The sequence below is a fragment of the Pseudomonas sp. YQ_5 genome (assembly GCF_043103305.1).
In the GTDB taxonomy this organism is placed as follows: domain Bacteria; phylum Pseudomonadota; class Gammaproteobacteria; order Pseudomonadales; family Pseudomonadaceae; genus Aquipseudomonas; species Aquipseudomonas putida_Y.
The window spans coordinates 1-25,214 of the sequence record NZ_JBICJS010000033.1 but is presented as its reverse complement, the minus strand read 5'-3'; the positions used below and the strand labels follow the sequence as shown (position 1 = coordinate 25,214).

Here is a 25,214-nt window from a genome sequence, read left to right as displayed (position 1 = left end):
TAATCCTCAATTCAACGTGGTAGGCAGTTCGGGCGCAACGCCAGCCGGTGGCGGCACTTCGAATACCTTGATGGTCATGGAAATAAGCGTGTAGTAGCCGGCAATGCCAACGAGATCCACGGCGGCATCGTTGCCCAGCAGCTCGGTGAACTCTTTGTAGAGGCCGTCGCTAACACTGCGGCTATCGTGGAGCTCACGAATGAAGCGATACACCAATGCTTCATCGGCTTTGTTGAAGTTCGGTTCTTCACCGTCGCGGATTGCGTCGATGATCTCCAGTGTCAGCCCTGCTTCGAGGGCGAAGGGCTTGTGTGCCGCCCACTCATATTCCGCAAGCCAGTGACGTCCCATCAGCAGGATCGCCAATTCGGAAAGGCGTGGCTCCAGGCAGCTGTCATAGCGGCAGTAGCGTCCAAGCGCCTGGGCGCACTCAGCCAGTTCTGGCCGATGGAGCCAGATGGCCAGCGGGCCACGTACGCCTTTCCTTGGACCGTTTGCAATGCGGTCGAAGACAACGCGCTGTGCATCATTCAGTTGTTGCGGATCGATGGGAGGCAAGCGATTCATGGCCATTCCTGTTACGAGTGCTGAGTTTGCGATTGAGCGTGAGACTGGCCCTTGGAGGCGGTATCCGGCGCCACGACTTGAGCTGCACTGACATCCGATGGGCGCAGCAGGCTGCGGCCAGGTGCACGACCCGTTTCACGTTCGAATGCCTCTGGGTCAAACGCGCCTTCCCAGCGGGCAATGGCGAATACGGCGATCGTGTTGCCGACGATGTTGGTCAGTGCGGTGGCGGTGGCCATGATTCGATCGATACCGAAAAGAAGGCCCAGGCCGCTAAGGGGCAGGGTCTGAACGGATTGCAGGGTGGCAGCCAGCTTGATGAACGCACCACCTGCGACGGTGGTACCGCCTTTGGAGGTAATACTAAGAATTGCCAGCAGGCCGGCTTGTTGCCACAGCGAGAACGGCGTGTCCGTTGCCTGTGCAATGAAACCGATGGCGATCGCCATGTAGATGGCGGTGCCGTCCAGGTTGAAGCTGTAGCCGGCCGGTAGTACGAAACCAACGACGACTTCATCACAGCCTGTGCGCTTCAGTTTCTCGATAAGGCGCGGGAAGGCGACCTCGCCGGACGCAGTACCGAAGACGAGCAGAATCTCGTCGCGGATCAACCGCAGCACGGTCATGAATGGCAAGCCAACCGACCAGCTGATGGTGCCGAGCACACCGAATACGAACAGGAGCGAGGCGGCGTAGTAGACGGCGATGAGCTTGAGAAGATAGAGCAGGGTGTCGCCACCGTAGCTACCGATAGCGGCGGCCATTGCGCCGAATGCGCCAAGGGGGGCCAGCTTCATGATGAAGCTGAGCATCTTGAAGAGGATGGTTTGAGCCTCGTCAATTGCACGCACGGCTACGGACTCAGGACCGCACGTACGATTGATAGCGATACCGGCCAGGACTGAGATCAGCAGGACCTGGATGATGTCGCCTTTGGCGAAGGCATCTACAAGGGTGTGCGGGATCAAGCTGAGCAGATAGGTGATGACCGAGACTTCACCTGCTGCGGCTGTTGCCTTGATGGCGGCCGAGGACTCATTCATCCCGGTTGCATGCAGACCTACGCCTGGCTCGATGACGTTCACCAATACGAAGCCTACGAGCATCGCGATGGTGCTGACGACCTCGAAATAGAGAAGCGATTTCACCCCAAGTCGGCCGAGCTTACGCATGTCTTGAACGTGGGTGAGGCCATGCACCAGCGTCACGAAGACGATGGGAGCCAGCATCATTTTCAAAAGGGCGATGAAGGCTTGGCCGAGCGGTTTCATGGCAGTGGCCCATGTGGGGGCGGCGAAACCGAGGATGACGGCAGCGACAAGTGCTATCAGCACTTGTACGTGGAGTTTCTTCAACTGGTTCATGGTAATTCCTCGCCCACGGAATGGGCGTCATTGTTCTTGTGGTTCGCATGCCGGGATGGCCAATTCCACTGGCATAGCTATTGGATGTGAGCATAGAGATCTGGCGTAACCGGTGCAAAAACCTTATTTTGATAAAAAGCTATGCCAGTTAAGCATGGGGTGGTAGATGGATATCCGTGAGCTTCGTTCCTTCGTCAAGGTTGCCCAATGCGGCGGATTCAGCCGTGCTGCGAGGGAGTTATTCATCGCCCAGCCGGCGCTCAGTCGACAGATTGCAAAGCTGGAGGAGCAACTGCAGGTCGAGCTTTTCACTCGGCATGGGAGAGGTGTGGAACTGACGGCAGCAGGCTCTCGTTTGCTGGAGCGCGCAGAGGTCATGCTGCGCTATATGGAAGACACTGCAGACCATGTGCGCCATACCGCGGACGAGGAGCGGGGGCATCTGGCGATAGGCCTACCCCCGGCGATTGGATCGATTGTCGGCCCTCAACTGATTCGGAAATTCAAGGAACGATGGCCAAAGGCGTCGCTGCACGCGCTCGAGGGCCTCAGCACATCGCTTCAGGAATGGTTGCTGGAGGGCCGCATCGATGTGGCGGTTGTTTACAACCAACCGTTGGTCGAGGCATTTGATGTACGGCCATTGTTCAGCGAACGGATGGTGCTGGTTGGCCCACCCGGCGAGGTTCCGCGTAACGTTCGCCTGACTGCGCTTGGCGATTTTCCTTTGATTTTGCCAGGTTTGCCGCATAGCAACCGTCGCCTGGTGGAGCAGGTCGCCGCGCAAAATGCGGTTCGCCTGAATGTCGTGCTTGAGGTTGATAGCGTTAGCCTGACCAAGCGGCTGGTCGCTGAGGGGCTTGGCTACTCGATTCTCGCGCATGCGGCTGTTCAGGACGACATGAACAGTCGTGCGTTGGTAGGTCATGCAATTGAAAGGCCTGGTATCCGTTCAACCGTCTCCTTGACCAGACTACGCGAGCGACGCAGCTCTCGTCTGGCCTTGAGCTATGAAAAAATCTTGCTAGAGGCCCTGGAGGAATTGGTTACGGCGGGTGCCTGGAAAGAGGCAACCCACTGGCTGGCGCAGTGAAGGACGTGTTCGTACCTGTGCACGCTCGGTATCAGACCTCTAGGCTCTGTACGAAAAGCCTTGATACTTGTTCATGCTGCGTTGAAAACAGCCTCGGAATGCTCATGTACTCCAGTACACTCCGCTTCCTCGGCTGTTTTCGCCTTGCCTGACCTGCGTCTCAAGACTTTTCGTACAGAGCCTAGTGCCTGAACGGGTATTTCACCGTCAAGGCGTGCTGAAAAAGAGCCATGCTCAATATTCATGAGTAGCTATCGATACACGGTATTTGTCAAGGTTTGTTAAATGCATAGTCTGCTGTCAGCGAGGAAGGTATCAGCCTCCGCATCTCAGATAAAAACAAGAGGTATAGACCATGCGTTCTACATACTTTGCGACTTCACTGACGCTGTTAGGTTTTTGCTTGGCTAGCCAATTTGCCCACGCCAGGAATGACGTATCCGTCCTGACTGCCAGCAAGGGCGATGTCCACATTGAGGCGTTGGTCCAGGGCTCTGGAAAAACCATCGTGATCCTGCCGTCCAAGGGCCGTGGCGCTCACGACTACGATCAGGTAGCCAGTTACTTGGCTGATGATGGTTACCGCGTCATTCGGCCTGAGCCGCGGGGTGTCAATGGGAGCCGGGCTCCCATGAACACGCCGACGTTGCACGACTTTGCTGCCGATGTTGCGCTGGTGATGGACAAAGCGCACACCGGGCCTGCAATTGTCGTCGGTCACGCCTGGGGAAGTCAGCCAGCCCGGGTCCTGGCGGTTGATCGCCCAGATCTTGTGAAAGGCGTTGTATTGGCTGCCGCATCTATTGGCAAGTTGCCTCCGGGATCGTCGGAGAAGCCCTACGGCAGGATGGTTGAGGCCATCAAGGGGGCGGGGAATTATGCTTTGCCTGAAGCTCAGCGTCTCAAGTACCTTGAACTGGCATTCTTCGCCCCTGGTAATGATGCACGGGCCTGGCTGACAGGCTGGTATGACAAAACCCATGTGGCTCAGGATCACGCCCGGGATACCACGCCCGTTGAAAGTTACTGGTCTGCCGGAGACACGGTGCCCATTCTGGACCTTCAGGCTGAAAAGGACGCCGTGGTAATTCCCGATATCCTCAAATCCATGTTGGGTGATCGCGTTGAACATCAGGTAATTGCCGGCGCGGGCCATGCGTTGGCCCCTGAGCGACCGAAGGAAATGGCTGATGCGATTTCCAGATTTGCCGACCGGGTCTACGCAAGCAAGGACTGAGCGCTCCGGCTTGACTCGCTGAGCGGCCACACAACTTTAACGTGAACATCTATCCTGTTTCAGGTTCTGGCCATCGCGGATGGCCAGTCCGGACTTTCTGACGAAGCGCGTAGTTGAAGCATGGCGTACCTGATAGTTGAACATCGGTTGGCTTTGCCACGTTTGGTGGAATGCGTTCAATGATGGGCTGGTGCTGCTTTCTCCACCGCCTCAGAACCGTCTACTCTGGAAATGGTACAGAGCCTAAGTACCGGATCATAAGCTTGTCATCATCCCTTCATCCCACCTGCTTAGGCTGAAGGCGATACCTACAAAGGCAAAATGAGCAAAGAGGACGCAGGGCAATGGATGAATACCAGGAAGAACTACTCGAAACCCAGGCTTACGAACTGGACACCCCGGAACCGGCCGACGACGCCACCGAACTCTAGCCCGGCTGCCGCTGGCTGCGGCGGAACTCCCCCGGCGTGAGGCCTGTCCAGCGCTTGAATGCGCGCTGGAAGGCCTCGGCCGAAGCAAACCCCAACAGATAGGCAATCTCGCCAAAGGCCAGCGCCGTGTCACGGATGTAGGTCTCGGCCAGGTCGCGCCGGGTTTCGTTGAGCAGGTCGCGAAAACGCGTGCCTTCCTCGGCGAGCTTGCGGCGCAAGGTCCAGCTTGGCAGTTGCAAGTGCAGCGCCACTTCTTCCAGGTCCGGTTCACGGCCGCCATTGAGCAGCGGGCCCAGCAGGTGAGTAATGCGCTCACCCAGGCTGCGCACCCGCGTGCGCTGCAGCAACTCTGCTTCGCACAGCTGCAACAGGTGCTGCCAGGTACTCGGGCAATGCCCGGGGTTGGCCAGTTGCAAGGTGGCGCGGCTCAGGCGCAGCTGATTGCCGTCCGCGGCGAACTGCACAGGTGTGCTGCAGAGTGGTTGATAGCGCGCGGCATAGGAGGGCGCGGCAAACTCGATGTCCAGGCGTTCGGCCTGCACCGGGGTGCCGGCAAGGTCGGCCAATTGGGCCAGCCACCCGGCCAGCAGTGAGTCGACCACAAAGCGGTTGTAGTCGTTATATGGGCTGATGGAGTAGAAACGCAGCCAGGCGCCCTGGTCATCTTCCTGAAAGCTGGAATGGCCACGGTAGTTGGCCGCGTAAAGCGGCTCGAAACGCAGCAGGGTGCGCGCGGCCTCGCCGAGAGTGGGGGCCTGGGCCGCAGTGACCCCGGCCAGACCTGTATGTGCCAACCGGCTCAGGCGCCCTATGCGCAGACCTAAAGCGGCCTCACCGCTCATTTCGATAGCGGCGTGTCCCAGGTGCATGTAGCGGGGGATGGACAGGCGTGCGCCGGCCTCGCTCAGCCGTGTCGCATCCAGGCCGTAGCGGCGCAGCAAAGGTTCAGGGTCGTGGCCCAGTTCGCGCAGGGCTTCGCTCAAAGGCTGGACAAAACCAACCGACAGTTCGCCCAGACGCACGCGGGGGCGGGCCATGGGCTTACAGCCACACATTCAGCAGGCGGGCACCCGGGCTGGGGGGGGCGGCGAGCAACGCTCCCGACTGATGAGCAAAGCCCTGGCCATCGCTGCCCTGTTCCCAGAACTGCCCGCGCATGAACACGCTCATGCTGCTGATGCCGGCTCCGGCCACTTCGGTCAGGCGTTGCCAGGCCGCCTGTTCACTGACTTCGCCGCGCTGCAGTGCCAGCCCGGCGCTGGCATCCTGGTGGCGATTTCCCCGCCAGGGTGCTTGCCAGCTGCCCTTGCCACTGAGAAACGCCGGGTTGGCGACCAGTTGTACGGCTTGTTCAGTCAGTTGTCGGTGGTTGTCCGGGTACCAGCTGTCGCTGCCTACCAGCACCCCCAAGCGCCCGGCCGGGGTCTGCACGACCTGCAGCGGGTGCTGGCGGCCGCCGTGGACGTAGCGGCGCATTTCACTGTCGGGATATTGCTGACGCTGCGGCTCGCCCAGCAGCGAGCCATCGCCGGCAAACACCACACTGCTGTTGAACAGTGGGCCACGGCCGGCATGCAGCACGCCCTGTTTCACATAGGGTTCGGGCAGCACGATCGAGCCGGCCACCAGGGTGACGCCAAATTCCTTTGCCAGGCCGCCAAACAGTTGCTGGTAGTCTGTGGCCATTTGCTCGGCCTTCATGCGCAAGTGCGCATCGGCACGCCAGTCGTCGCCCTCAGCGCCAAGAACCGCGAGGCCGTAGCGAAGCGGGTTGCTCAGTTCCAGCCATTGCAGGGCCTCGCGGCTGTGGCTGACCTGGTACAGCTCGTTCTTCTCACCACGCGCCCACAGCCAGGTACCGATATGCTCCGGCAGCACCACCACGGTGCGCGGCCCCACCAGCCCCTGGGCACGGGCTTGCTCCAGATAAGCGGCGAGCTTGCGGTGCAAGCGTTGCAAGTTCTGATAGTCGCCTGGGAACAGCAGTGGTTCGACACCGAGCAGGTTGCCGTGCTCGCCCGGTACGCCATGGTTAAGCGCCAGTTCGATGCGCAGGTCGGACAGGTAGTGGCCTTCCGGGCGCTGTTGGGTCCAGAAACCGTAGCCGCAGACGGCGGCGATCATCACCAGCGCCAGGGCGCTTGCCAGGAGTTTTCGCATCAAGCGTGGGTATTCGCTAAAAGTGGAGTGGCCATGCAGGAAATCAAGGACATGGTGCGGCCCTATTCATCAGCATCGGAATCCTTGTTGCGCTGCCTTCTTGCAGATTCGCGTTTGATCATACCAAAGCTACCGGGCGCTTATGAGCATTCTCTGCAGACAAGTCCTGGTGTCACGGCCGGCAAGCCAGGCGCTGACGTTCATAGTTAACTGCCTTGTCCCGTTCCGGAAGGTTGTAAGGTGCCGAACACTGGCGCTCACCCCACTTGATGGTCAGGCTGCCCTGGTCCTGTTCCAGTAGTAACAACGCCTTGCCGCTCGGGTCGGAAATTGCCAGTTGCTGGCCCGCGGCGTCCTCGACCGAGGCCCCGAACGGTATCAGTTGACCGCGCTCGTCGAACAGCTCGAACTGCACCCGACGCCCGCTCTTGCCGGTATAGCGGGCAAGCACCACGGCGCCGCGGCGAGGCACCAGTTGCTGGGTGGCGTTGTCGATCTCGATGTCGCCCCCCAGGTCACGGGTGTCCAGGCTGATCCAGTTGACCCGATAGGGCTGGGCGTTGGGGATCACCGCATAGCCATTGCGCCCGGTCTCCACACCGCTATAGCTGCTGATCTTTGCGCCCTTAACGCCCGGCACTTCGGCCAGGGCGAAGGTTTCGCTGAGCGTCTGGCCGAGGTTGATACCGCCCTGGTGGGCTACCACGGCGCCGGCAATGTTCAGGTTCTGCGAGTCGTAGCCGCGCCCCTGGCTATAGCCCAGGCTGATGTCGGCGACCGAGGTGCGGGTGTTCAGGTTGGCCGATGCCGAGCTGCCGCTGGCGCGGCTGTGGCCGCCCTGGATCGAGTAGAAGGTGTCGCTGGTCTCTGACAGGTAGCCGTTGATGCCGGCCTGGGTGGTGTCGTTGCCCTTCTGCGTACTGGTGGTGACGAACGCCCGCGGTGCGCGGGCGCGGCTGCCTAGCGGGAACGACACCGACAGGTTGAGCTGGGTATCTTGCCCCGAAGGGCCTGAGGTCCCCAGCTCCTTGGTGCGGCTGACGTCGAGGTTGTAGGAGATCTCGCCCCAGTTGTTGCTGTATCCGGCGGTCAGGCTCTGCGAACCGCCGCGGTTCCAGTAGCGCTGGTCGGTGGCCGTCAGGTACAGGCTGCCGAACGCGCGGTTGCGGCCCAGGCTCTGGTTGATGGTCAGGTCGGTGCGGGTCTTGGAGTTGCCACTGCGCTTGATCGCGTTGGCGCTCAGGTCCTCGACATGCTGGGTGAGGGTGCGGAAGCCCTCGGTGGAATAGCGGTAGGCGGCCAGGGTAAAGTTGGTGTCGGTGCCGGTGAACGTCTTGGCGTATAGCGCCCGCAGGCTGTTGCCTTGAGTGGTCTGGCCCTGGGCCTTGCTCGAGGAGTGGGTGACATCGAGCGAGAAGGCGCCCAGCAGTGTGTTCAGGCCGCTGCCCACGGCCATTGCCTTATAGTCTTGCGTGGCTTGCAGGCCAACGACGCCAGTCACGGTGTTGGTCAGGCCGTAAGCCAGCGTTGTACTGAGCATCTGCGGCGCGGCCAGGCCCTGCGTGTTGCTGTTGTAGCGCCCGGCGGACAGGCTGTACTTGACCTGACCGCCACGGACCATGAGCGGCAGGCTGGAGAAGGCCTGCACGGTGACCCGCCGACGGCCGTCGGCCTCGATGATGGTGACTTCCAGGTCGCCATTGGAGCCGCTGGGGTAGATGTCGCTGATCTCGAACGGGCCGGGCGGTACGTTGGCGGTGTAGAGTACGTAGTTGTTCTGGCGAATCTCGACCCTGGCGCTGGTCTGCGCCACGCCACGCACCACGGGTGCGTAGCCGCGCTCGCTGTCGGCGCGCATGCCTTCGTCCGAAGCCAGCTTCAGGCCCCGATAGCGCACGCTGTCGAACAGGTCGGTGTCGCTGAAAATGTCACCGGCGCTGAACTGGCCTTTGAGCGCGGTCAGGTCGTGCTGCACATAGCTGCGGTTGCTCTTGAAGGTGTCCGGCTGCCCGGTGCCGCTGCTGAAGTTCGACTCGTTGCGCAAGCGCCAGCTGCCCAGGTTGATGCCGTTGCGCAGGCTCAGGTTGTTGGCGATGCGGGTCTCGGCATCGCCGGCGCTGCGGTTGGTGTTGAACTGATAGTTCACGAACGCTGCAGACACCCCTGCGTCCCACAGTTGTGGGTCGACGTAGCCGCGCAGGCCGCGTTTCATGGCGACCTGCGGGATGCTGGCGGACAGGCGCAGGTGACCCGAGTCGTAGCTCAGGCTGGCCTGGTCGATCAGTGCGGCCAGGTCGTGGCAGGCCAGGGCGGTATCCAGGCGCCCCTGTGCCTTGAGCTTGTCCATGTCGATGCCCAACTGCTCGAGCAGTTCCAGGGTCAGGCAGGGCTCCACCCGACCAGTCTGTGGGTTGCGGTTGAATTCGATGTCACGCCGGCCTACCAGCACTTCGTTGCTGTACAGGTCTACCCGATAGTTGCCCGGCAGCACGCTGTTGGCCGACAGCAGCATTTGCAGGTCGACCGCCGATTGCGCGCCCTGTAGAAAGGTGGTGTTGAAACCCTGCAGGTGGGCGGCGTCCTGCGCCGTTGCAAGGCTGGGCAGCGCGGAGCAGATGACCAATGACAGGGCGTTGAGCTTCCAGGCCGGACGAAGCGTGCCGCCACTGAACGCGTGCGCGCCTGCATCGGCTCCCTCGACGGGGTGGGGGGCGATGGACAGAGACATACCAGAAACCTATTTCATATCCCGGCACGGGCTGGGCACGGGGAGGCCGCACGCGACCAGGGCACGAGGTGGGGGCTACGATTTCACAAGGTGATGGCGGGTTCGGCAGGCTTGGCGCTACCCGGCTGGGCAGTGTTCAAACGCAAGGAATATCCATGTTGGGCGCCATAGTCGTTGATGCTCTTGAACGTCAGCGTCAGCGGGCCGTCCATCTGGGATAATGCCGAGGTGAATGTCTTTTGTTCGCCAGGGGCGATCATGGCCGAATCGGCGCTGAGCACCGTTTGTTTTCCGCGTTTAAGTTCGATATCGGCCATCGACACGTGATACAGACTGGGGTTGTTCACGGTCAGTTGTGGCTTCCCGGCGCGCTGGGTCAATTGCCAGACCAGTTGTTCGGGGGCCAGCAGGGCATTGCCGGGCAAGTTGGCCGGGCGGAAGAAAATCTTGATACGTTGGCGCACCGCCAACTGCAAGGTATTGGCCTTGGTACTGGCTTGCGGAATTTCCTGGACATTGAGCCAGACCACCGACTCGCGATCGGTCGGCAGGCCCTGGCCTTCGTAGAGAATGCGCAGCAGTTGTTCCTGCTTGGGCAATACCCGGGCCAACGGTGGAGTAATGGCGAACGGCGCCTGTGCGCTGTCGCTGGCATCCACCCAGGATTGCACCAGGACTTCCTGGTTGCCATTGCGCACGATGACATTGGCTTCTTTGTACGCACCGTCGAACACGACGCGCGTAGCGCTCAGGGAGATGCTGGCAGCTGCCTGGGCGGCGACGAGCATGCCCAGCAACCCGAGAACGGGATACAGAGAACGACGCAACATGGTTGGGTACCTTGCGGGGCGAAGAAGTGGCGAGGCTGGTCAGCCTCGCGCAGGGAACAGTGGCGAAGTGATTACTCGTACTGCAGGATGAACGGCAGGGTGGCGTCACCACGACCGGCGGTGGCAGTGCCGGCGGCGCCAGTGGTTACGTACGCCGCAGAGAAGCTCAGGGTGGCGTCGCCGCCCTCGGCTCCAGTACCGTGTACGTCGCTCTGGATCTTGGCGGTGGCGGCCGAGCTGAGGTCGATCAGGTTGCCATTAGGGTCGAGCAGGGCAATGCCAACGTTGGCGGCAGTGCCGGTGCCTTTGGTCAGGGCCAGGACCTTTTTGCCGGTCACCAGGCCCGAGCCGCCGCTGTTGGCATCGAAGATCATCGCCACCTTGGTGCCGAGGTTGCAGTTGACGTTGAGGTTGAAGTCCTTGCCGGTCACGCGGCCTGCCGTCGGGTTCTCGGCGGTGCCCATGTCCTTGATCGAGACGCTGCCCATGTCCACGGCGATCATGCGGTCGGCGTTGGCGCCATCGACCGAGCAGGCGTCATTGTTGATCACGCCGGTGAAGGAAATCTTGCCGCTGCCACCGGTGACTGGCCCGGTGGCCTCGACGGCCAGTGCACCGGCCGAAGCGGTCAGGAGCGAGAGGGTCAGGGCGGCCAGGGAAAATTTATTCATATTGATGTCCACATGAGAGTGAGTAAGTGCTGCAACTTAATGCACGCTCACAATAAGTCAGGTGGTTTCTCTGGCCCATCAGACGAATCTTAATGGTCGGACAATGACGCTCGCTAGTTAATTAAAGATATGACTCGCCAAGCAGTAGGCCAACAGTTCCTGGTCGCTGTTCACTTCAAGTTTGCGCATCGCGGAAACTTTCTGTGCACTAATGGTCTTGGTACTTCGATGTTGGCTGCGGGCGATCTCACTGACACTTTGTCCGGCAACAAACAGGCGCAGTATTTCGAATTCCTTGGGTGACAGGTTTTCCACCCGTTGATCGATGGCGGTGTTACAGGCGATCACCGATTGCCTAGCCGGTGCCGGCGCCCGGTAGGTGCTGTTGCGAGCGACGGCATTGAGGGCCTTTTCGATTTCACCATGCAACTGGCTCTTCTGGATCACGCCGTCCACGCCTAGTTCCTGCAGCCGTGTCAGGATCAGCGGGTTGGAAATCATGGTCAGCACGAGGATGCGGACGGCGGGATAGTGACGTTTGAGATAGTCGATCAGTTTCAGGCCGTCACCGTAGGGTGAGTCTGCCGGCATGTTGTAGTCGGAGATGACCATATCCACGGGTTGGCGTTCGAGCAGCTCTATCAGCCCTTGCGAACAGACGGCTTCGCCGACCACGCTAAAGCGTGGGTCGCGTTCGACCAGTTCCCGGACGCCGAGCAGCACGATGGGGTGATCGTCGGCGATGATGACCTTGAGTTTTTCCATAAAAGACGACCCGTTAGCCGGTGCGGATGGGAGGGTTGTTTCCATGCGTTATCAGCGCTGAAGTTGATTCTATGCGAGGGCATCGAGTATTGCTGAGAGCCTGTCCAGTACCCCCCACAGCTTATCGGCCAGGGCCGCGTCGAGCGGCGAGTCGGCCAGCGCGGACTCCAGTGCGCAGCACTGCTCGGCCAGAGGCCGGGCCTGTACCGCGCCGAGGGCGCCGGCGATGCTGTGCAGACGCTCGCCAAGGCGCCGCTGGTCGCCTTGCTCAAGGGCCAGGCGCAACTGCTGCATATCCTCGCGCAGGGTGCTGATGAACAGCGCGCGCATGGCGTCGGACACTTGCACAGTATCGGTGGCTGCAGCGGAGGTTGAGGCGCTGAGGCTGTCCGCTTGCGCACGGCTGGGCGCTTCGGCCAGTGCTGGCCGACACAGACGGACCAGATGGCTGCGTAATGCCTGCAGACTCAACGGTTTGACCATCCAGGCATTCATGCCCACCTCGAGGCAACGCTGGCCTTCTTCGCGCAGTGCATTGGCGGTGACGCCGATGATCGGCAACCGGGCGTCGTGCTGGCGCAGGGTCCTGGCTAGTTCGTAGCCATTCATCAACGGCATGTTTACGTCGGTCAGGACCAGGTCGAACAGGCCTGGCTGCCAGCGTTGCATGGCCTGTTCGCCGTTGGCCGCGACCACCGTGGTGCAGCCCAGCGCCTCGAGTTGCTCCTGCAGGATCGCCTGGTTGATCGGATTGTCCTCGGCCACCAGGATATGCAGGCGCAAAGCGGCGCGTTGCTGCTGCGCGGTGTTCTGGTCATCGGGCGACCCACCCTGGCGCACCACCGCGATGAGCTGGGCAATGGCCCGCACGTCATGCAGGTCTACCCGCCAGCAGCCGTCGACGAACGCGCCGGGCGCAGGGCCGTCGCTGCTGGCGCAGATCCGCTGGCCATGCCAGGTGCCAGCGTCCGGGCAGTCGAGCAGGTCTACCAGCAGGGCCTGGTGGTTGTCCTTCTCCAGCGGTGGAATCGTCAGGGTTGCGGCAATACCCAGGCGCTGCAGCCAGTCAACGCCATGCTGGGCAAGCTCCGGTATCGGCGCACGCACATACACCGGGGTCGAGTCGGGCACTGCGCTTGGGCTGTCGCTCAGTGCCCCCTGGGCCAGTGGCAGGCTGATGTTGAGGGAGAAGCTGCTGCCCAGGCCCGGCTCACTGACCACCTTGATCTGGCCACCCATCATGTCGGCCAGCCAGCCGCAGATCGGCAGGCCCAGGCCTGCACCGCCCTCGCTGGAAGCGTCGGCGACCTGATAGAACAGCTCGAAGAGCCTGGCCTGCTGCGCCTGGGAAATGCCAATGCCGCTATCAGCAACCTGCCATTGCAGGCGCACTTGGGTGTCGTCGAGCTCCAGCACGCGGGTGCGCAGCACCACCCGGCCGGTGTCGGTGAACTTGATGGCGTTGCTCAGCAGGTTGTTGAGGATCTGGCGGATGCGTATCGGATCGCCCACCAACTGCGTCGGCAGGCGGGCGTCATGGCAGGCATATAGCAACAGGCCTTTGCGCTCGGCGAAGGCGCGATAGGTGCGCACGGTGTCCTCGAGCATGTCCAGCGGGCAGAACGCCACGGGTTCGAGCGCCATCTGCCCGGATTCGATCTTGGTCACGTCGAGCACGTCACTGATCAGCTGGAACAGGGTTGCCGAGGAGCGCTGGATGGTGTGCAGGTAGCCTTGCTGGCGTGTATCCAGGTGCGTCAGGCCAAGCAGCTCGAGGGTGCCCAGCACGCCGTACAGCGGGGTGCGGATCTCGTGGCTCATGGTGGCCAGGAACAGGGTCTTGGCGGTATTGGCGGCGTCGGCGGCGCGCCGGGCTTCGTCAAGCGCCTGGGCGTCCTCGATGTGGCGGGTGACGTCGTTGAATGCGTAAAGGCGCACGTCTTCGCCGTGGTAGCGGGTCGACACGAAACCGACCTGCAGGTGGCGGCCTTCGACCTGCAGGTAGTGCTCGCCACTGCGGGTGTTGCCCACTGCCGAGGCGAGGGTACTGACCAGCTCGCGAGTGCCCTGCCATTGCTGCGCCCGCTGGTTCTCCAGCAGCACCTCGTTGTCGGCGCTGCGGACCACGCACAGGCCAGTCGGGGCGGTGTCGATGACCACCCGGCTGAAGGCCTCGCTCTCGGTGATGACCTCGTGGGCCGCGCGCGCAGGCAGGATGACCTGGCGCTGATACCAACGGATGGCCACCCGGCCCAGCCCGATGAGCACCAGGAACGTGGCGGCGATGCTGGCCAGTGACCAGAACGCGTAACGGAAGAAGTGCCGGTAGGTCACGGTGTAGATCGCACTCCAGCCACCGTTGGCCTGTTCGTGGAGACGGAACACCAGGCCTTCGGGCTTGATGTTGAGGCCTTCATGCACCCCCTTCAGGGGCGTGGGCGCGCCGATCAGCACCTCGCCGGATGGGGCAATGAGGTTGAAGTGGTCATACACGGTCCAGTCCATGATGCGTTCGAAATCATCGATCTGGGCCAGGTCCACCAGCGACGCCACTTGCGTGGCTTGGCCTTCTGCCTTGCCCGAGTGCAGGGGGACGTTGGCGTAGGCCAGCACGCGTGGCGGGGAGGCCTGGTCCGGCTGCTCGACATAGCTGCGCCAGACGATCCTGCTGCCTGGGCCCCAGTCGTTGTCCTGAGGCTGGCGCGCAATGACCTGCCTGATCACATCGATGAACGGTTCATTCTCCAGCTTGCCCCGCCCGCGTCCTGCGGCGGGAACCGTGATGTCGTAACGGGCATCCGGCGAGAACAGGAACACCTGTGGCGAACGGTACGGAGAGGCCGACCAGAACATGCTGTAGAAGCTGGCCAAGTTCGCCCCCAGGGTAAAGATGTCCGATACTTCGCGGTCAGCCAGGTTGTGCGGGTCGAATTTGAGGCTGAACGGCATGGAAAATGGAAAGATCTGGCCCTTGTAGATGTCCGGCCCTTCCTCGGGCATTGGTGCCAGCGCCGGCTCGAGCGCACGTGGGTAGTCGAGCAGCTCCCCCTTGGCGCTGCGTTGCACGAGGGCCTCGAGGAAGGTTTCCTGCTCCTGGACATTCTCCATCAGCCGGGCGAAATGGATGCTGACCGTGTCGCTGTGTTCGTCGATCAGGCGCTCGAGCGACCAGAGACTGAAGCCGGCCAGCAGCAGCGCCAGGCCCAGCAGGACGGTCATGCCTTTGTTCAGGCGCAGAGAGCTGCGGGCCAGGTTTTCCAGCAGGGCGTTGTACTGTTTCATGCAAGGGTCCGCAAGGGCGTGGGGGCATCGATACCCAACGAATATTACCTTTGATGCCCGGCCGGCGCTGTGAGTTACAGCCGGTCAGTAGGCTGACGGGGGACCGTCGTTGTGCAGCAGGCGCTGGAACTGCTCCGCCGACACGGCATGGGAGATCAAAAAGCCCTGCACCTGGTTGCAGTCGACCTTGCGCAGCATTTCGAGCTCTTGATGCGTCTCGACCCCTTCGGCGACCACGGTGAGCCCGAGCTTGCGACCCAGGGCAACGATACTGGCCAAGGCCGAGGCCAGGCTCTCGCTTTCATCGCAACGCTGCACCAGCGCCCGGTCTATCTTCAGTTCAGTGAAGGGCGTCGAGACCAGGCTCATGTACGAGCTGTAGCCTTTGCCGAAGTCGTCCTGGGACAGGCCGAAGCCTTTCATACGCAAGCGGCAGGCGCCTGCATAGAAGTTGCTCAGCTCTTCGGGAATGGAGCATTCCATCAGCTCGAAGCACAGCTTGCCGGGCACGCCTTGATGGTGCAGGACGAATTCCAGCAGCCGGTCGGCCAGGTCATGGCTGTTCAGCAGGTGGGTCGGCAGGTTGATCGAGACCGGGATGTCATAGCCCCGTTCGCGCCAGCGCGCCTGGGCATCCATGGCTTGCTTGAGCATCACCCACAGCAGCCTTTCCTCCAGGCCGTAGGCATTGATCGTTGGCAGGAAGGCGCCTGGCAGCAACACCCCTTGCTCCGGGTGCATCCAGCGCACCAGGGCTTCGGCTGCGACGATGCGACCATTGTGCAAGGACTTCTTGGGTTGGAACCAGGCCTGGAAAGCGCGGTTGTTCAAGGCATCGACCAGGGTCTGGCGATCGAACTCGGGCGTGGCCGGTGCCGCCTGGGCCGGTGCCTGATGGTGCAACTGCAATTGGTCGATCAGGCTGCGCAGCGCGGCGGGTTCGACCGGCTTGGAGATCAGCCCGAGCACGTCCACGCCGAGGTTCTTGGCCACCAGGCTCGCCGCCATGAGCATGCGCCGCGAGGCCACGCTCATGATCGCCAGGCCTGGCTTGTGACGCAGGCCGGCAAGGTGCTGGATGAACTGCACACCGTCCATACCGGGCATCAGCAGGTCGGTCAGGACCAGGTCGAAGTCACGTTGGCGCAGTCGCTCCAGCGCTTCCTGGCCATCCCGGGCCGCTTCCAGGTTGAAGCTGCCAAGCTCGCTGAACAAGTGTTGCAGGTACATATGCTGGAAGGGGTGGTCTTCGACGATCAGGATGTTAAAGGTCTTCAAGGGCTACCTCGATACGGGGCCAGGCAGTTGAACAGGACTTGCAGGTTGAAGGGCTTGATCAGGCAGCGATCCATGCCGGCGGCCAGGCACAGTTCTTCCTCGCCGCGCAAGGCATTGGCAGTGGCGCCGACGATGGGGCGGGTGCAGCCCAGCCGGCGCAGGGCCCGGGTCAGTTCGTAGCCGTTCATGCCGGGCATGTTGACGTCGGTCAGCAGCAGGTCGAAATGCTCGCGCTGCCAGGTTTGCAAGGCCTGCTCGCCATCGCTGACCAAGGTTACGCTGCAGCCGAGCTCCTCGAGCTGGTCGCGCAGGATCAACTGGTTGATGACGTTGTCCTCGGCAACCAGCACGTGCAGCCCGAGCGGCTCGATCAAGGGGGCCGGCGCGGCGGGGTCCCTGGGACGGCGCAGGCCCTGGGCCTGACCGACAGCATGGTGCAGGGCACCCAGGTCGTTGAGGTTGACCTGCCAGTGACCGGCCTCGTGCCGCGCCTCCCTGCAGTCCTGGGCGCTGGCCAGGATTCGCGGGCCGGGCCACTCGGCGACCAGCCAGCGATCTACATTGCCGGGATGCAACTCAACCAGCAGTTCGCCGGGCAGGGCGCTGCCTGGCGCTGGCGCGCCGACCTGCGCGCGCGCACCCCAGCGGCAGAGCCAACCACTGATGGCTTCAGCCAGTTCGTGTACTGGCGATACCACGTGAATGCGTTCACCCAGCAGGTTGAACGGGGCGCTTGTGCGGCCTGACGCCACTTCCAAGGGTAGGGTCAGGCTGAAGCTGCTGCCCAGGCCCAGCTCGCTGACCAGGCGCAACTGGCCGTTCATCAATTGCGTCAGGCGCTGGCAGATCGGCAGGCCGAGCCCGGTACCGGGGATGACTTGGCTATAACCTTCGGTCTGGTAGAAAGGGTCGAAGATGAACGGCTGGTCTTGTTCGGCGATGCCCTTGCCCGTGTCCGAGACCTGCCACAACAGGCAGGAGCGTTCGCCGTCACGGTTGAGCAGCCTGGCCCGCAGCACCACGCGGCCGCAATCGGTGAACTTGACCGCATTGCTCAGCAGGTTGTTGAGGATCTGGCGGATCCGGTTGACGTCGCCGATCAGGTGTTCGGGCAGGCGTGGGTCCAGGCAGCTGTAGAGCTGCAGCCCCTTGCTCCTGGCTGCCGCGCTGTAGCCCTGGACCACCTCGCGGACCAGGTCCGGGGCACTGAACTCGCTGAGTTCGAGGGCCAGCTGACCGGCCTCGATCTTGGACACGTCCAGCACGTCGCAGATCAACTGCAGCAAGGTTGACGAGGAGCCTTCGATTGCCCGCAGGTAATCGCGCTGCTGGGCGTCGAGCACGGTGCGCGACAGCAGCTCCAGGGTACCCAACACGCCGTACAGCGGTGTGCGGATTTCGTGGCTCATGGTCGCCAGGAACTGGGTCTTTGCTTCGTTGGCGGTGTCGGCCGCGCGCCGGGCGTCGTCCAGCGCGGCCTCGATCTGCTTGCGTGCGCTGATGTCGCTGAACGCGCAAAGCAGCACCTGCTCGCCCTTGTAGCGGGTTGGCGAGCAGCTCAGGTACAGGTGGCGGCCTTCGGCGCTCTCGAAATAGTCGCTGCACTGGTCTTCGTGTCGCTCGAAAGCCTGCTCGATCCATTGCGCGCTGCGCGCGCCGCGTGCCGGGTCCTGGCCCAGCCACTGCTGGGCCAGGTGGTTCTCCAGCACCACCTGGCCATCGCTACGGCGCAACACGCACAGGGCGACAGGTGCGGTTTCGATGACGTCGCGGCTGAACATCTCGCTTTCCACCAGCGCACGGATGCGTTCGACCGTGGGGGTGAACAAGCGCTGGTCGAACCGCTGGATCAACACCCGTATCAAGGTGATGCTGAGTACGCAGAACAGCAGGGCACCGAGCAGTTGCTGCCACAGACCGGCGAGGATCGCGGACAGGTCGATTGCGTAAACCAGTTGCCAGTCCGAAGACATCAATGGCTTGCTGATGACCAGGTACTCTGGCAGGAGCCCCTGGCCGGCGAAGCCGAAGAAGTTGTTACCCACGGGATGGCGCAGCGAACGGTCCAGCGTCGGGCCTGGGGTGTTGGTGAACACCAGCATGCCGTCGGCATTGAACATCATGAATTTACCCGCGCTGGCATCCTCGAGTGACGGCGACACTGCATGGCTGTCGATTTCCAGGCCCAGCCAGCCAGAGTCCGGGTCGCGTGCGTCCAGGCGCAGGAAGATGAACAGGCGCGAACCTTGGGTGCCCTGGTCGGCCAGCCACAGTTCCCGAGGGGCCGTGGCCCGCTGCCCAGTAGCGCGCAGTTGCTCCAGCAGGCTAGATGAAGGCAGCGAGGCCTGGGCGTCAGCGTTGTACAGCCAGCGCATGGGGGCCTTAGCCGCTGTGTCGACATACAGCAGGTTGACCTGCCGGGCCTTGAGGTAGGCACACATGCGCTGGGTCAGCCACAGGCTCCAGCGCTTGCCCGGCTGGCTGCCCAGTTGCAGGTGCACTTCCTCGCCCGGTGCCAGGGGCAGCCAGTCGACACCCGGCGCCGTTTGACGCACGGCTGCGAGGCTCAGGCTCTCCAGCAGCGCCTCGCGGTTGGTGAAGAAGGTATGGGCCTCGGCGATCGCGCTGCTCATGGCGCCATGGCGCCGAGCGATATCGGTGTTGAAGGTAAAGGACAGGAAATTGTAGGCCGCGCCGAGAATGCCGGCCGATAGCACGATCGCCAGCAACCGAAGCAGGCGGCGTGCTGCCTCGGGGTTGGAGAGAAGGGGGTTGATCTGTTGCAGGTAGGCTTTGAGTCGCATCCCGCAAATGTAGGCAGGCCGCTGGCAACTGGACATCAGACGATCCTTAAAGGCCGCCTGGCCGAAGGTTTTACTGGTAGTACAGGTCGACCAGCGCCGTGGCTTCGAACGGACCGGAAATGGGCGCCGAGCGCCAGATAAGGTCGGCGCGGAACGGGTTGTGGATCACGCCCGGCGCAGCCAGGTCGGCCAGCTTGAACCAGGTGGCGAAAGGCACCGGCTGGTTGCTGTCCTGCTGGGTCAGGGCGATGCCGACTGAGGTGTTGTTGGCGGGCACCAGCAGCTTGTCGATGACACTGGCGCTGCCTGCGACTGGGGTGAAGCGGGCGCTGACGGTGTAGGGCGTGTCGCAGGATCTGGTCAGGTCGAGGCTGAAGCTGGCCGAGCTGGCGACCTGGCCGACCTGTGCCGAGCTGGCCAGGGCACGGCGGAAATTGACCACCGAAGGCAAGATGGTCAACTCGGGAGAGCAAGGCACGAAGCGGATGTTGTTCATGCCGGTGACGACATAGTTGAGGTTGCTGTTGGGTTTGGGGTTAAGGCCGCCCCTGCCGTCCAGCTGGAACACCCGGTACTCGCTGAGCGTGCTGGCTTGTCCGTCGGTTGGCGTTGCGCCGTTCTTTTCGATGAACACCGTGAAGTTCAGGGTGAAGCGGGCCTTGTCCCAGCCCGCACAGTTCGCCCAGTTGCAACCATGAAGCGAGTTGTAGCCAGTGGTGACGGCGCCTGAAGTCTGGGTGATGTTCTGCGAGCCGTAGCGAATCCCGACCCGTATGCCCTTGCCTATACTGGCGTTGGCCGGGTTGACATAGAAATAGACATCTTCCTTGATGCCGGTTTCATAGTCGTCGGCGCAGATGACCGGAACCGAGTGTGGTGCCGATTCCCAGATGATCGTGCCGTCGGGCGCGTCGGCCGGTACCGCCAGTGCGGTGCCCAGTGCTTCCTTGAATACCGCCGCCATGGACGGGTCCAGCTTGCAGGACAGCGCATAGCTGGTGGTGGGGCAACTGGCGGCGACGAAAAGCAGGCCAAGCAAGTGTTTCCGGATCAGGTTCATGAGTGGGTGTCCTGTGGCGGTGTGTTCACGGCAGCGCGATGTGGTGGCGCTTCTGCAGGCCGATATCGGTGAGTTCGCTGAACGCCACGCGACTTTGCGCGGGCAGGGGCGAGGGCGCCTTGAGGGTGAGCGATGCCCCCGGGCGCAGCAGGACGTAGTCCGCAAGCTGGCGCGACTGCCCGGGGCTGTCGAGCTGGAGGTTGACCAGCGAAACATGAAAGGCACTCGGGTTGCTGACTTCGATCAGGCCAGGCTGACGTGCGCGCCATGCCAGGCCCTCGACCGCCTCGCTGGCCGAGCCTGGCAGGCCGGCGGGGCGGTAGAACAGCTTCAGGCGCTGGCGAACGGCGAATTGCAGGGTATTGGCCTGTTCGGGTTTGCGCGGGATCTCGAGGATGTTCAGCCAGAACAGTGACTCCCTGTCCTCGGGCAGGCCCTTGCCGGCGTACAGCACCCGCAGCATGTGCCGGCCGTTGGGCGGTATCAATGTCAACGGCTGGACGATGGCGAAGGGCGCATCGTCGCGTTCGTCGGTACTGCTGACCCAGCTTTGCATGACCGTGTCGAGGTCACTGCGATTGACCACGCTGATGCTTGCTTCCTTGTTCGAGCCTGGGTAAATGAGGCGTGTGCCCTCGACTTTGAGCTGGCCCCAGGCACTGGACGCCAGGCCCATCAGCACCAGCGCCGCCATGGCTGGGCGCGAGAGGGTATCAAGCAAGCGCGACATGGTCAGGGCAGGGCTCCGGTGAGGTTGACAGGGAAGGGCCTGAGCATCCTAGACAGCTGGGCCGCCCCCGGCTTTGAGACGTTTCTTAAATTGCCGCGTGGTTAAATGCCTGCTTTGTGAATTGCCGCAGTCGCACAGCAACCCGGCCACCGCAACATCCGATGCCCCTAGTCCCTTTCAACAATGTATCCGGCAAAGGTGGTGGACAGGCCGGTCAGCAAACACCGCACCCGTGACCCATTCAGATTGAAGTGCAAGCCCAGGTCCAGCTGATACCGGCAGGGCTGATTCACCAGTCCTCGGGCAGTCTCGATGTTCATCATGATCATTAACTTGTCAGTTTCGATCATTGAGGCAATTCAAACGGCTGTTTAATGTCGCAGGCAGACAAACGACGGGGCCCGCCACCCAGTGAGGTGCCCGCATTCCGTGATCACGCCATCAGGGGACCTTTCCATGGCCGCCGACCGCTACCCGCACCTGCTTGCCCCGCTGGACCTGGGCTTTACCACCTTGCGCAACCGCACCCTGATGGGCTCGATGCACACCGGCCTCGAAGAGCGCCCCGGCGGCTTCGAGCGCATGGCTGCATACTTTGCCGAGCGCGCCCGCGGTGGCGTTGGCCTGATGGTCACTGGCGGCATTGCGCCCAATGATGAAGGCGGGGTGTATTCCGGTGCGGCAAAGCTCAGCACCGAGGAAGAGGCCGACAAGCACCGCATCGTCACCGAGGCGGTGCACGCTGCCGGTGGCAAGATCTGCCTGCAGATCCTGCATGCCGGGCGCTACGCCTACAGCCCACGCCAGGTGGCACCTAGCGCGATCCAGGCGCCGATCAACCCGTTCAAGCCCAAGGCGCTGGACGAGGAGGGTATCGAGAAGCAGATTGCCGACTTCGTCAATTGTGCCGTGCTGGCCCAGCGTGCCGGTTACGACGGTGTCGAGATCATGGGTTCGGAAGGCTACTTCATCAACCAGTTCCTGGCCGCCCACACCAACCACCGCACCGACCGCTGGGGCGGCAGTTATGAAAACCGCATGCGCCTGGCAGTGGAAATCGTCAGCCGGGTGCGTGGCGCGGTAGGGCCGAACTTCATCATCATCTTCCGCCTGTCGATGCTCGACCTGGTCGAGGGTGGCAGCACCTGGGACGAGATCGAGCTGCTGGCCAAGGCCATCGAGCAGGCCGGCGCTACCTTGATCAACACCGGAATCGGTTGGCACGAGGCGCGTATTCCGACCATCGCCACCAAAGTGCCGCGTGCGGCCTTCAGCAAAGTCACCGCCAGGTTGCGCGGCGTGGTGAGCATTCCGCTGATCACCACCAACCGCATCAACACCCCGGAAGTGGCCGAGGCGGTGCTGGCCGAGGGCGATGCGGACATGGTCTCGATGGCCCGACCGTTTCTCGCCGACCCAGACTTCGTCAACAAGGCCGCTGCCGGTCGCGCGGATGAAATCAACACCTGCATCGGCTGCAACCAGGCCTGCCTGGACCACACCTTCGGCGGCAAACTGACCAGTTGCCTGGTCAACCCGCGTGCCTGCCACGAGACCGAACTCAACTACCTGCCTGTACGTGCGGTGAAGCGCATTGCCGTGGTAGGCGCCGGCCCGGCTGGCCTGGCGGCGGCCACCGTGGCGGCCGAGCGGGGCCACGCGGTGACCCTGTTTGACGCCGCCAGTGAGATTGGTGGCCAGTTCAACGTGGCCAAGCGGGTGCCGGGCAAGGAAGAATTCTTTGAAACGCTGCGTTACTTCCGCAACAAGGTCAAAAGCACAGGTGTGGACCTGCGCCTGAATACCCGCGTCGATGTGCAGGCACTGGTGGATGGCGGCTTTGATGAAATCATCCTGGCTACCGGCATCGCCCCGCGTACCCCGGCCATTGCGGGCGTGGAGCATGCCAAGGTGCTCAGCTACCTGGACGTGCTGCTCGAGCGCAAGCCGGTGGGCAAGTCGGTGGCCGTGATTGGCGCGGGAGGTATCGGCTTCGATGTGTCCGAGTACCTGGTGCATCAGGGCGTGGCCACCAGTCAGGACCGAGGGGCATTCTGGAAAGAGTGGGGCATCGATACCCAGCTTCAGGCGCGAGGTGGCGTGGCCGGGATCAAGGCCGAGCCGCATGCTCCGGCGCGGCAGGTGTACCTGTTGCAGCGCAAGAAGTCCAAAGTGGGTGACGGGCTCGGCAAGACGACCGGCTGGATTCACCGCACCGGGTTGAAAAACAAAGGGGTGCAGATGCTCAACAGCGTCGAGTATCTGGCTATCGACGATGCCGGCCTGCACATTCGTGTGGACGGCGGCGAGCCGCAGGTGCTGGCGGTGGACAATGTGGTGATCTGTGCCGGGCAAGATCCGCTGCGCGAGCTGCAGGAAGGGCTGGAGGCGGCGGGGCAGTCGGTGCACCTGATTGGTGGCGCGGATGTGGCGGCCGAGCTGGATGCCAAGCGAGCGATCAACCAAGGCTCGCGGTTGGCGGCTGAGCTCTGAGGTCGTCGGGGCTGCGTGAGCCCCATACCTGCGCGGTAACTGGTGGGAGCGGGCATGCCCGCGAAACAGGCGACGCGGTGGATGGCACCGCCTTTGCCGGTGTTCGCGAGCGAACCCGCTCCTGCAAGCGCTTCCGGGCTTTCCCTGTAAACTGCGATCCATGCATGTATTCGACCTCCCCCAAGCCCCGCTGCAATTTCTGGACTTACCCTGGCTGAATCAAGCCCAGGTCCAGGCTGCCATTCTGCGCCTGGACCTGATCGACCCGCTGATCAGCGGCAACAAGTGGTTCAAACTACGCCACCACCTTCAACAGGCCGGCGCCAGCAATGCCCCGGGCCTGATCAGCCTCGGCGGCAACTATTCCAACCATCTGCACGCCTTGGCCGCTGCCGGCAAGCGTTTCGGCTTCGCCACCGTCGGCCTGTTACGCGGCCATGCCCAGGACACGCCAACCGTGCGTGACCTGCAGGCGCTGGGCATGGAACTGCATTGGCTAGGCTACGGCGGCTACCGTGCACGCAACGAACCCGGCTTCTGGGAACCTTGGCAAGCACGCTATCCAGGCTGGCACTGCATCCCCGAAGGGGGCGGCGGGCTGGCCGGTGCGCAGGGCTGCGCACTGATCATGCAGCAGGCGCGCGCGCAGATCGCGGGATTGGGCTGGTCAGACCATGACGCCTGGTGGCTGGCTGCTGGAACGGGGACTACCTTGGCCGGCCTTGTGCTGGCCGAGGCGGGTGCACATGCCGTACATGGTGCGTTGGCAGTGCCCAGGGATCATGGGGTGCCAGAGACGGTGGCAGCACTGGCCGGCACGCACGGCTACCAGCTGTACGACGCCTGCCGTGGCGGTTTCGGAAAATTCGACGATGAGCTACTGACCTTCATCGCCGACTGCGAGCGGCGCACTGGCGTGCCGCTCGAAGCCCTCTATACCGGCAAGGCTTTGCTGGCCTTGCGTGATCAGGTTGCTGCCGGGCAGTTCAAGCCCGGCAGCCGCCTGATCTTCGTGCACACGGGTGGCCTGCAGGGCCGACGCGGTTACTTGTAGGGCAACATGCGCAACAACGTGTTGTCGCGTTGCACATAGTGGTGGTAAAGCCCGGCCAGTGCATGCAGGCCGATCAGCCAGTAGCCCCAGCTGCCAATACGCTCATGCCAGCCTTTGATGAACTTGGCCTGGTCCGGGTTCGGGCCGATCAGATGTGGCAGCTCCAGGCCGAAGAACGGCACCGGTTTGTCGGCGGCGCTGAGGATCAACCAACCGGCCAGCGGCAGACCGATCATCATCAGGTAAAGCGCTAGGTGCATCAGGTGCGCCAGGCCGGTCTGCCAGGCTGGTGGTTTTGGCACGATGGGCGGAGTCGGACGGCTCAGGCGCATGGCCAGGCGCAGCCAGACCAGCACGAACACGCTCAGCCCCAGCATGAAGTGCAGGTCCTTCATCAGGTTGCGTTCGGCGCTGTCCTTGGGAAACAGCCCACGCAGTTCGATAAGGGCATAGACGGCAGCCAGCAGCACCAGCATCAGCCAATGCAGGGCGATGGACAGGCGTGCGTAATGGGTTGTAGGGGGGGATGAAACCATGATCGGTCCTCGTCATCAGGTCGGGAAGGCGCTCTTGCTGGCGCTCAGGTGCCATTGTAATGGTTACCAGAAACGAATCTTTGCGCTGGGTCTGTGAAAATTGTGTTGCCAGCCACCGGCCCCTTCGCGGG

The 25,214-nt window shown here is 62.5% G+C and carries 18 protein-coding genes; 4 read left to right on the top strand and 14 right to left on the bottom strand.

Translation table 11 applies throughout. The features are described from left to right. Positions 1 to 6 precede the first annotated feature (6 nt). The gene (locus ACF8EA_RS05930; protein ID WP_392521279.1) at positions 7 to 567 is read right to left on the bottom strand and encodes a carboxymuconolactone decarboxylase family protein; all 561 of its coding nucleotides are present in this window, start codon (positions 565 to 567) and stop codon (positions 7 to 9) included. 11 nt (positions 568 to 578) lie between these two features. Next, positions 579 to 1,931, bottom strand: coding sequence for a cation:dicarboxylate symporter family transporter (locus ACF8EA_RS05925; RefSeq protein ID WP_392521278.1), 1,353 nt, complete (start codon positions 1,929 to 1,931; stop codon positions 579 to 581). Between the two features lie 166 nt (positions 1,932 to 2,097). On the opposite strand from ACF8EA_RS05925, the gene ACF8EA_RS05920 reads away from it, so the two are divergent. Together ACF8EA_RS05920 and ACF8EA_RS05915 are read left to right on the top strand one after the other, a co-directional pair. Next, positions 2,098 to 3,024, top strand: a complete 927-nt coding sequence (locus ACF8EA_RS05920) for a LysR family transcriptional regulator (protein ID WP_392521277.1) — start codon at positions 2,098 to 2,100, stop codon at positions 3,022 to 3,024. 355 nt (positions 3,025 to 3,379) lie between these two features. Further along, positions 3,380 to 4,261, top strand: coding sequence for an alpha/beta fold hydrolase (locus ACF8EA_RS05915; RefSeq protein ID WP_392521276.1), 882 nt, complete (start codon positions 3,380 to 3,382; stop codon positions 4,259 to 4,261). A gap of 427 nt (positions 4,262 to 4,688) precedes the next feature. Here ACF8EA_RS05915 and ACF8EA_RS05910 read toward each other — a convergent pair whose 3' ends face one another. From ACF8EA_RS05910 to ACF8EA_RS05860, 11 genes are all read right to left on the bottom strand, one after another. Then, positions 4,689 to 5,729, bottom strand: coding sequence for an AraC family transcriptional regulator (locus tag ACF8EA_RS05910; protein ID WP_028698028.1), 1,041 nt, complete (start codon positions 5,727 to 5,729; stop codon positions 4,689 to 4,691). 4 nt (positions 5,730 to 5,733) lie between these two features. Then, positions 5,734 to 6,852 carry a nitrilase-related carbon-nitrogen hydrolase gene (locus ACF8EA_RS05905; protein WP_319298408.1) on the bottom strand — a complete coding sequence of 373 codons (1,119 nt, stop codon included), beginning with the start codon at positions 6,850 to 6,852 and terminating at the stop codon, positions 5,734 to 5,736. 172 nt (positions 6,853 to 7,024) lie between these two features. Beyond that, on the bottom strand, positions 7,025 to 9,580 hold the full coding sequence (locus ACF8EA_RS05900) for a fimbria/pilus outer membrane usher protein (RefSeq protein WP_392521275.1): 2,556 nt from the start codon (positions 9,578 to 9,580) through the stop codon (positions 7,025 to 7,027). Between the two features lie 83 nt (positions 9,581 to 9,663). Then, positions 9,664 to 10,410 carry a molecular chaperone gene (locus tag ACF8EA_RS05895; RefSeq protein WP_392521274.1) on the bottom strand — a complete coding sequence of 249 codons (747 nt, stop codon included), beginning with the start codon at positions 10,408 to 10,410 and terminating at the stop codon, positions 9,664 to 9,666. 71 nt (positions 10,411 to 10,481) lie between these two features. After that, positions 10,482 to 11,081, bottom strand: coding sequence for a fimbrial protein (locus ACF8EA_RS05890; protein ID WP_323600564.1), 600 nt, complete (start codon positions 11,079 to 11,081; stop codon positions 10,482 to 10,484). 117 nt (positions 11,082 to 11,198) lie between these two features. Then, complete coding sequence (locus tag ACF8EA_RS05885) at positions 11,199 to 11,846, bottom strand: response regulator (RefSeq protein WP_012053262.1); 648 nt, start codon at positions 11,844 to 11,846, stop codon at positions 11,199 to 11,201. A gap of 69 nt (positions 11,847 to 11,915) precedes the next feature. Continuing rightward, positions 11,916 to 15,128 (bottom strand): response regulator, encoded by a 3,213-nt coding sequence (locus ACF8EA_RS05880; protein ID WP_392521273.1) that lies wholly within the window; start codon positions 15,126 to 15,128, stop codon positions 11,916 to 11,918. Positions 15,129 to 15,212: 84 nt separating this feature from the next. Next, on the bottom strand, positions 15,213 to 16,406 hold the full coding sequence (locus ACF8EA_RS05875) for an EAL domain-containing response regulator (protein ID WP_319298390.1): 1,194 nt from the start codon (positions 16,404 to 16,406) through the stop codon (positions 15,213 to 15,215). After that, a complete protein-coding gene (locus ACF8EA_RS05870; protein ID WP_392521298.1) occupies positions 16,403 to 19,210 on the bottom strand; it encodes an ATP-binding protein in 2,808 nt (935 codons plus the stop codon). The genes ACF8EA_RS05875 and ACF8EA_RS05870 overlap by 4 nt, the downstream gene beginning before the upstream one ends. 70 nt (positions 19,211 to 19,280) lie before the next feature. Next, positions 19,281 to 20,270, bottom strand: a complete 990-nt coding sequence (locus tag ACF8EA_RS05865) for a fimbrial protein (RefSeq protein ID WP_392521272.1) — start codon at positions 20,268 to 20,270, stop codon at positions 19,281 to 19,283. Between the two features lie 25 nt (positions 20,271 to 20,295). Then, complete coding sequence (locus ACF8EA_RS05860) at positions 20,296 to 21,000, bottom strand: molecular chaperone (RefSeq protein ID WP_392521271.1); 705 nt, start codon at positions 20,998 to 21,000, stop codon at positions 20,296 to 20,298. 456 nt (positions 21,001 to 21,456) lie between these two features. On the opposite strand from ACF8EA_RS05860, the gene ACF8EA_RS05855 reads away from it, so the two are divergent. Then, positions 21,457 to 23,493 (top strand): FAD-dependent oxidoreductase, encoded by a 2,037-nt coding sequence (locus ACF8EA_RS05855; RefSeq protein ID WP_392521270.1) that lies wholly within the window; start codon positions 21,457 to 21,459, stop codon positions 23,491 to 23,493. 160 nt (positions 23,494 to 23,653) lie between these two features. Then, entirely contained in the window at positions 23,654 to 24,547 is an 894-nt protein-coding gene (locus ACF8EA_RS05850; protein WP_392521269.1) for a 1-aminocyclopropane-1-carboxylate deaminase/D-cysteine desulfhydrase, read from the top strand. On the opposite strand, the gene ACF8EA_RS05845 is transcribed toward ACF8EA_RS05850, so the two are convergent. Next, complete coding sequence (locus ACF8EA_RS05845) at positions 24,538 to 25,083, bottom strand: cytochrome b (RefSeq protein WP_010953021.1); 546 nt, start codon at positions 25,081 to 25,083, stop codon at positions 24,538 to 24,540. The two genes, ACF8EA_RS05850 and ACF8EA_RS05845, sit on opposite strands and share 10 nt — an antisense overlap. Between the last annotated feature and the right edge of the window lie 131 nt (positions 25,084 to 25,214).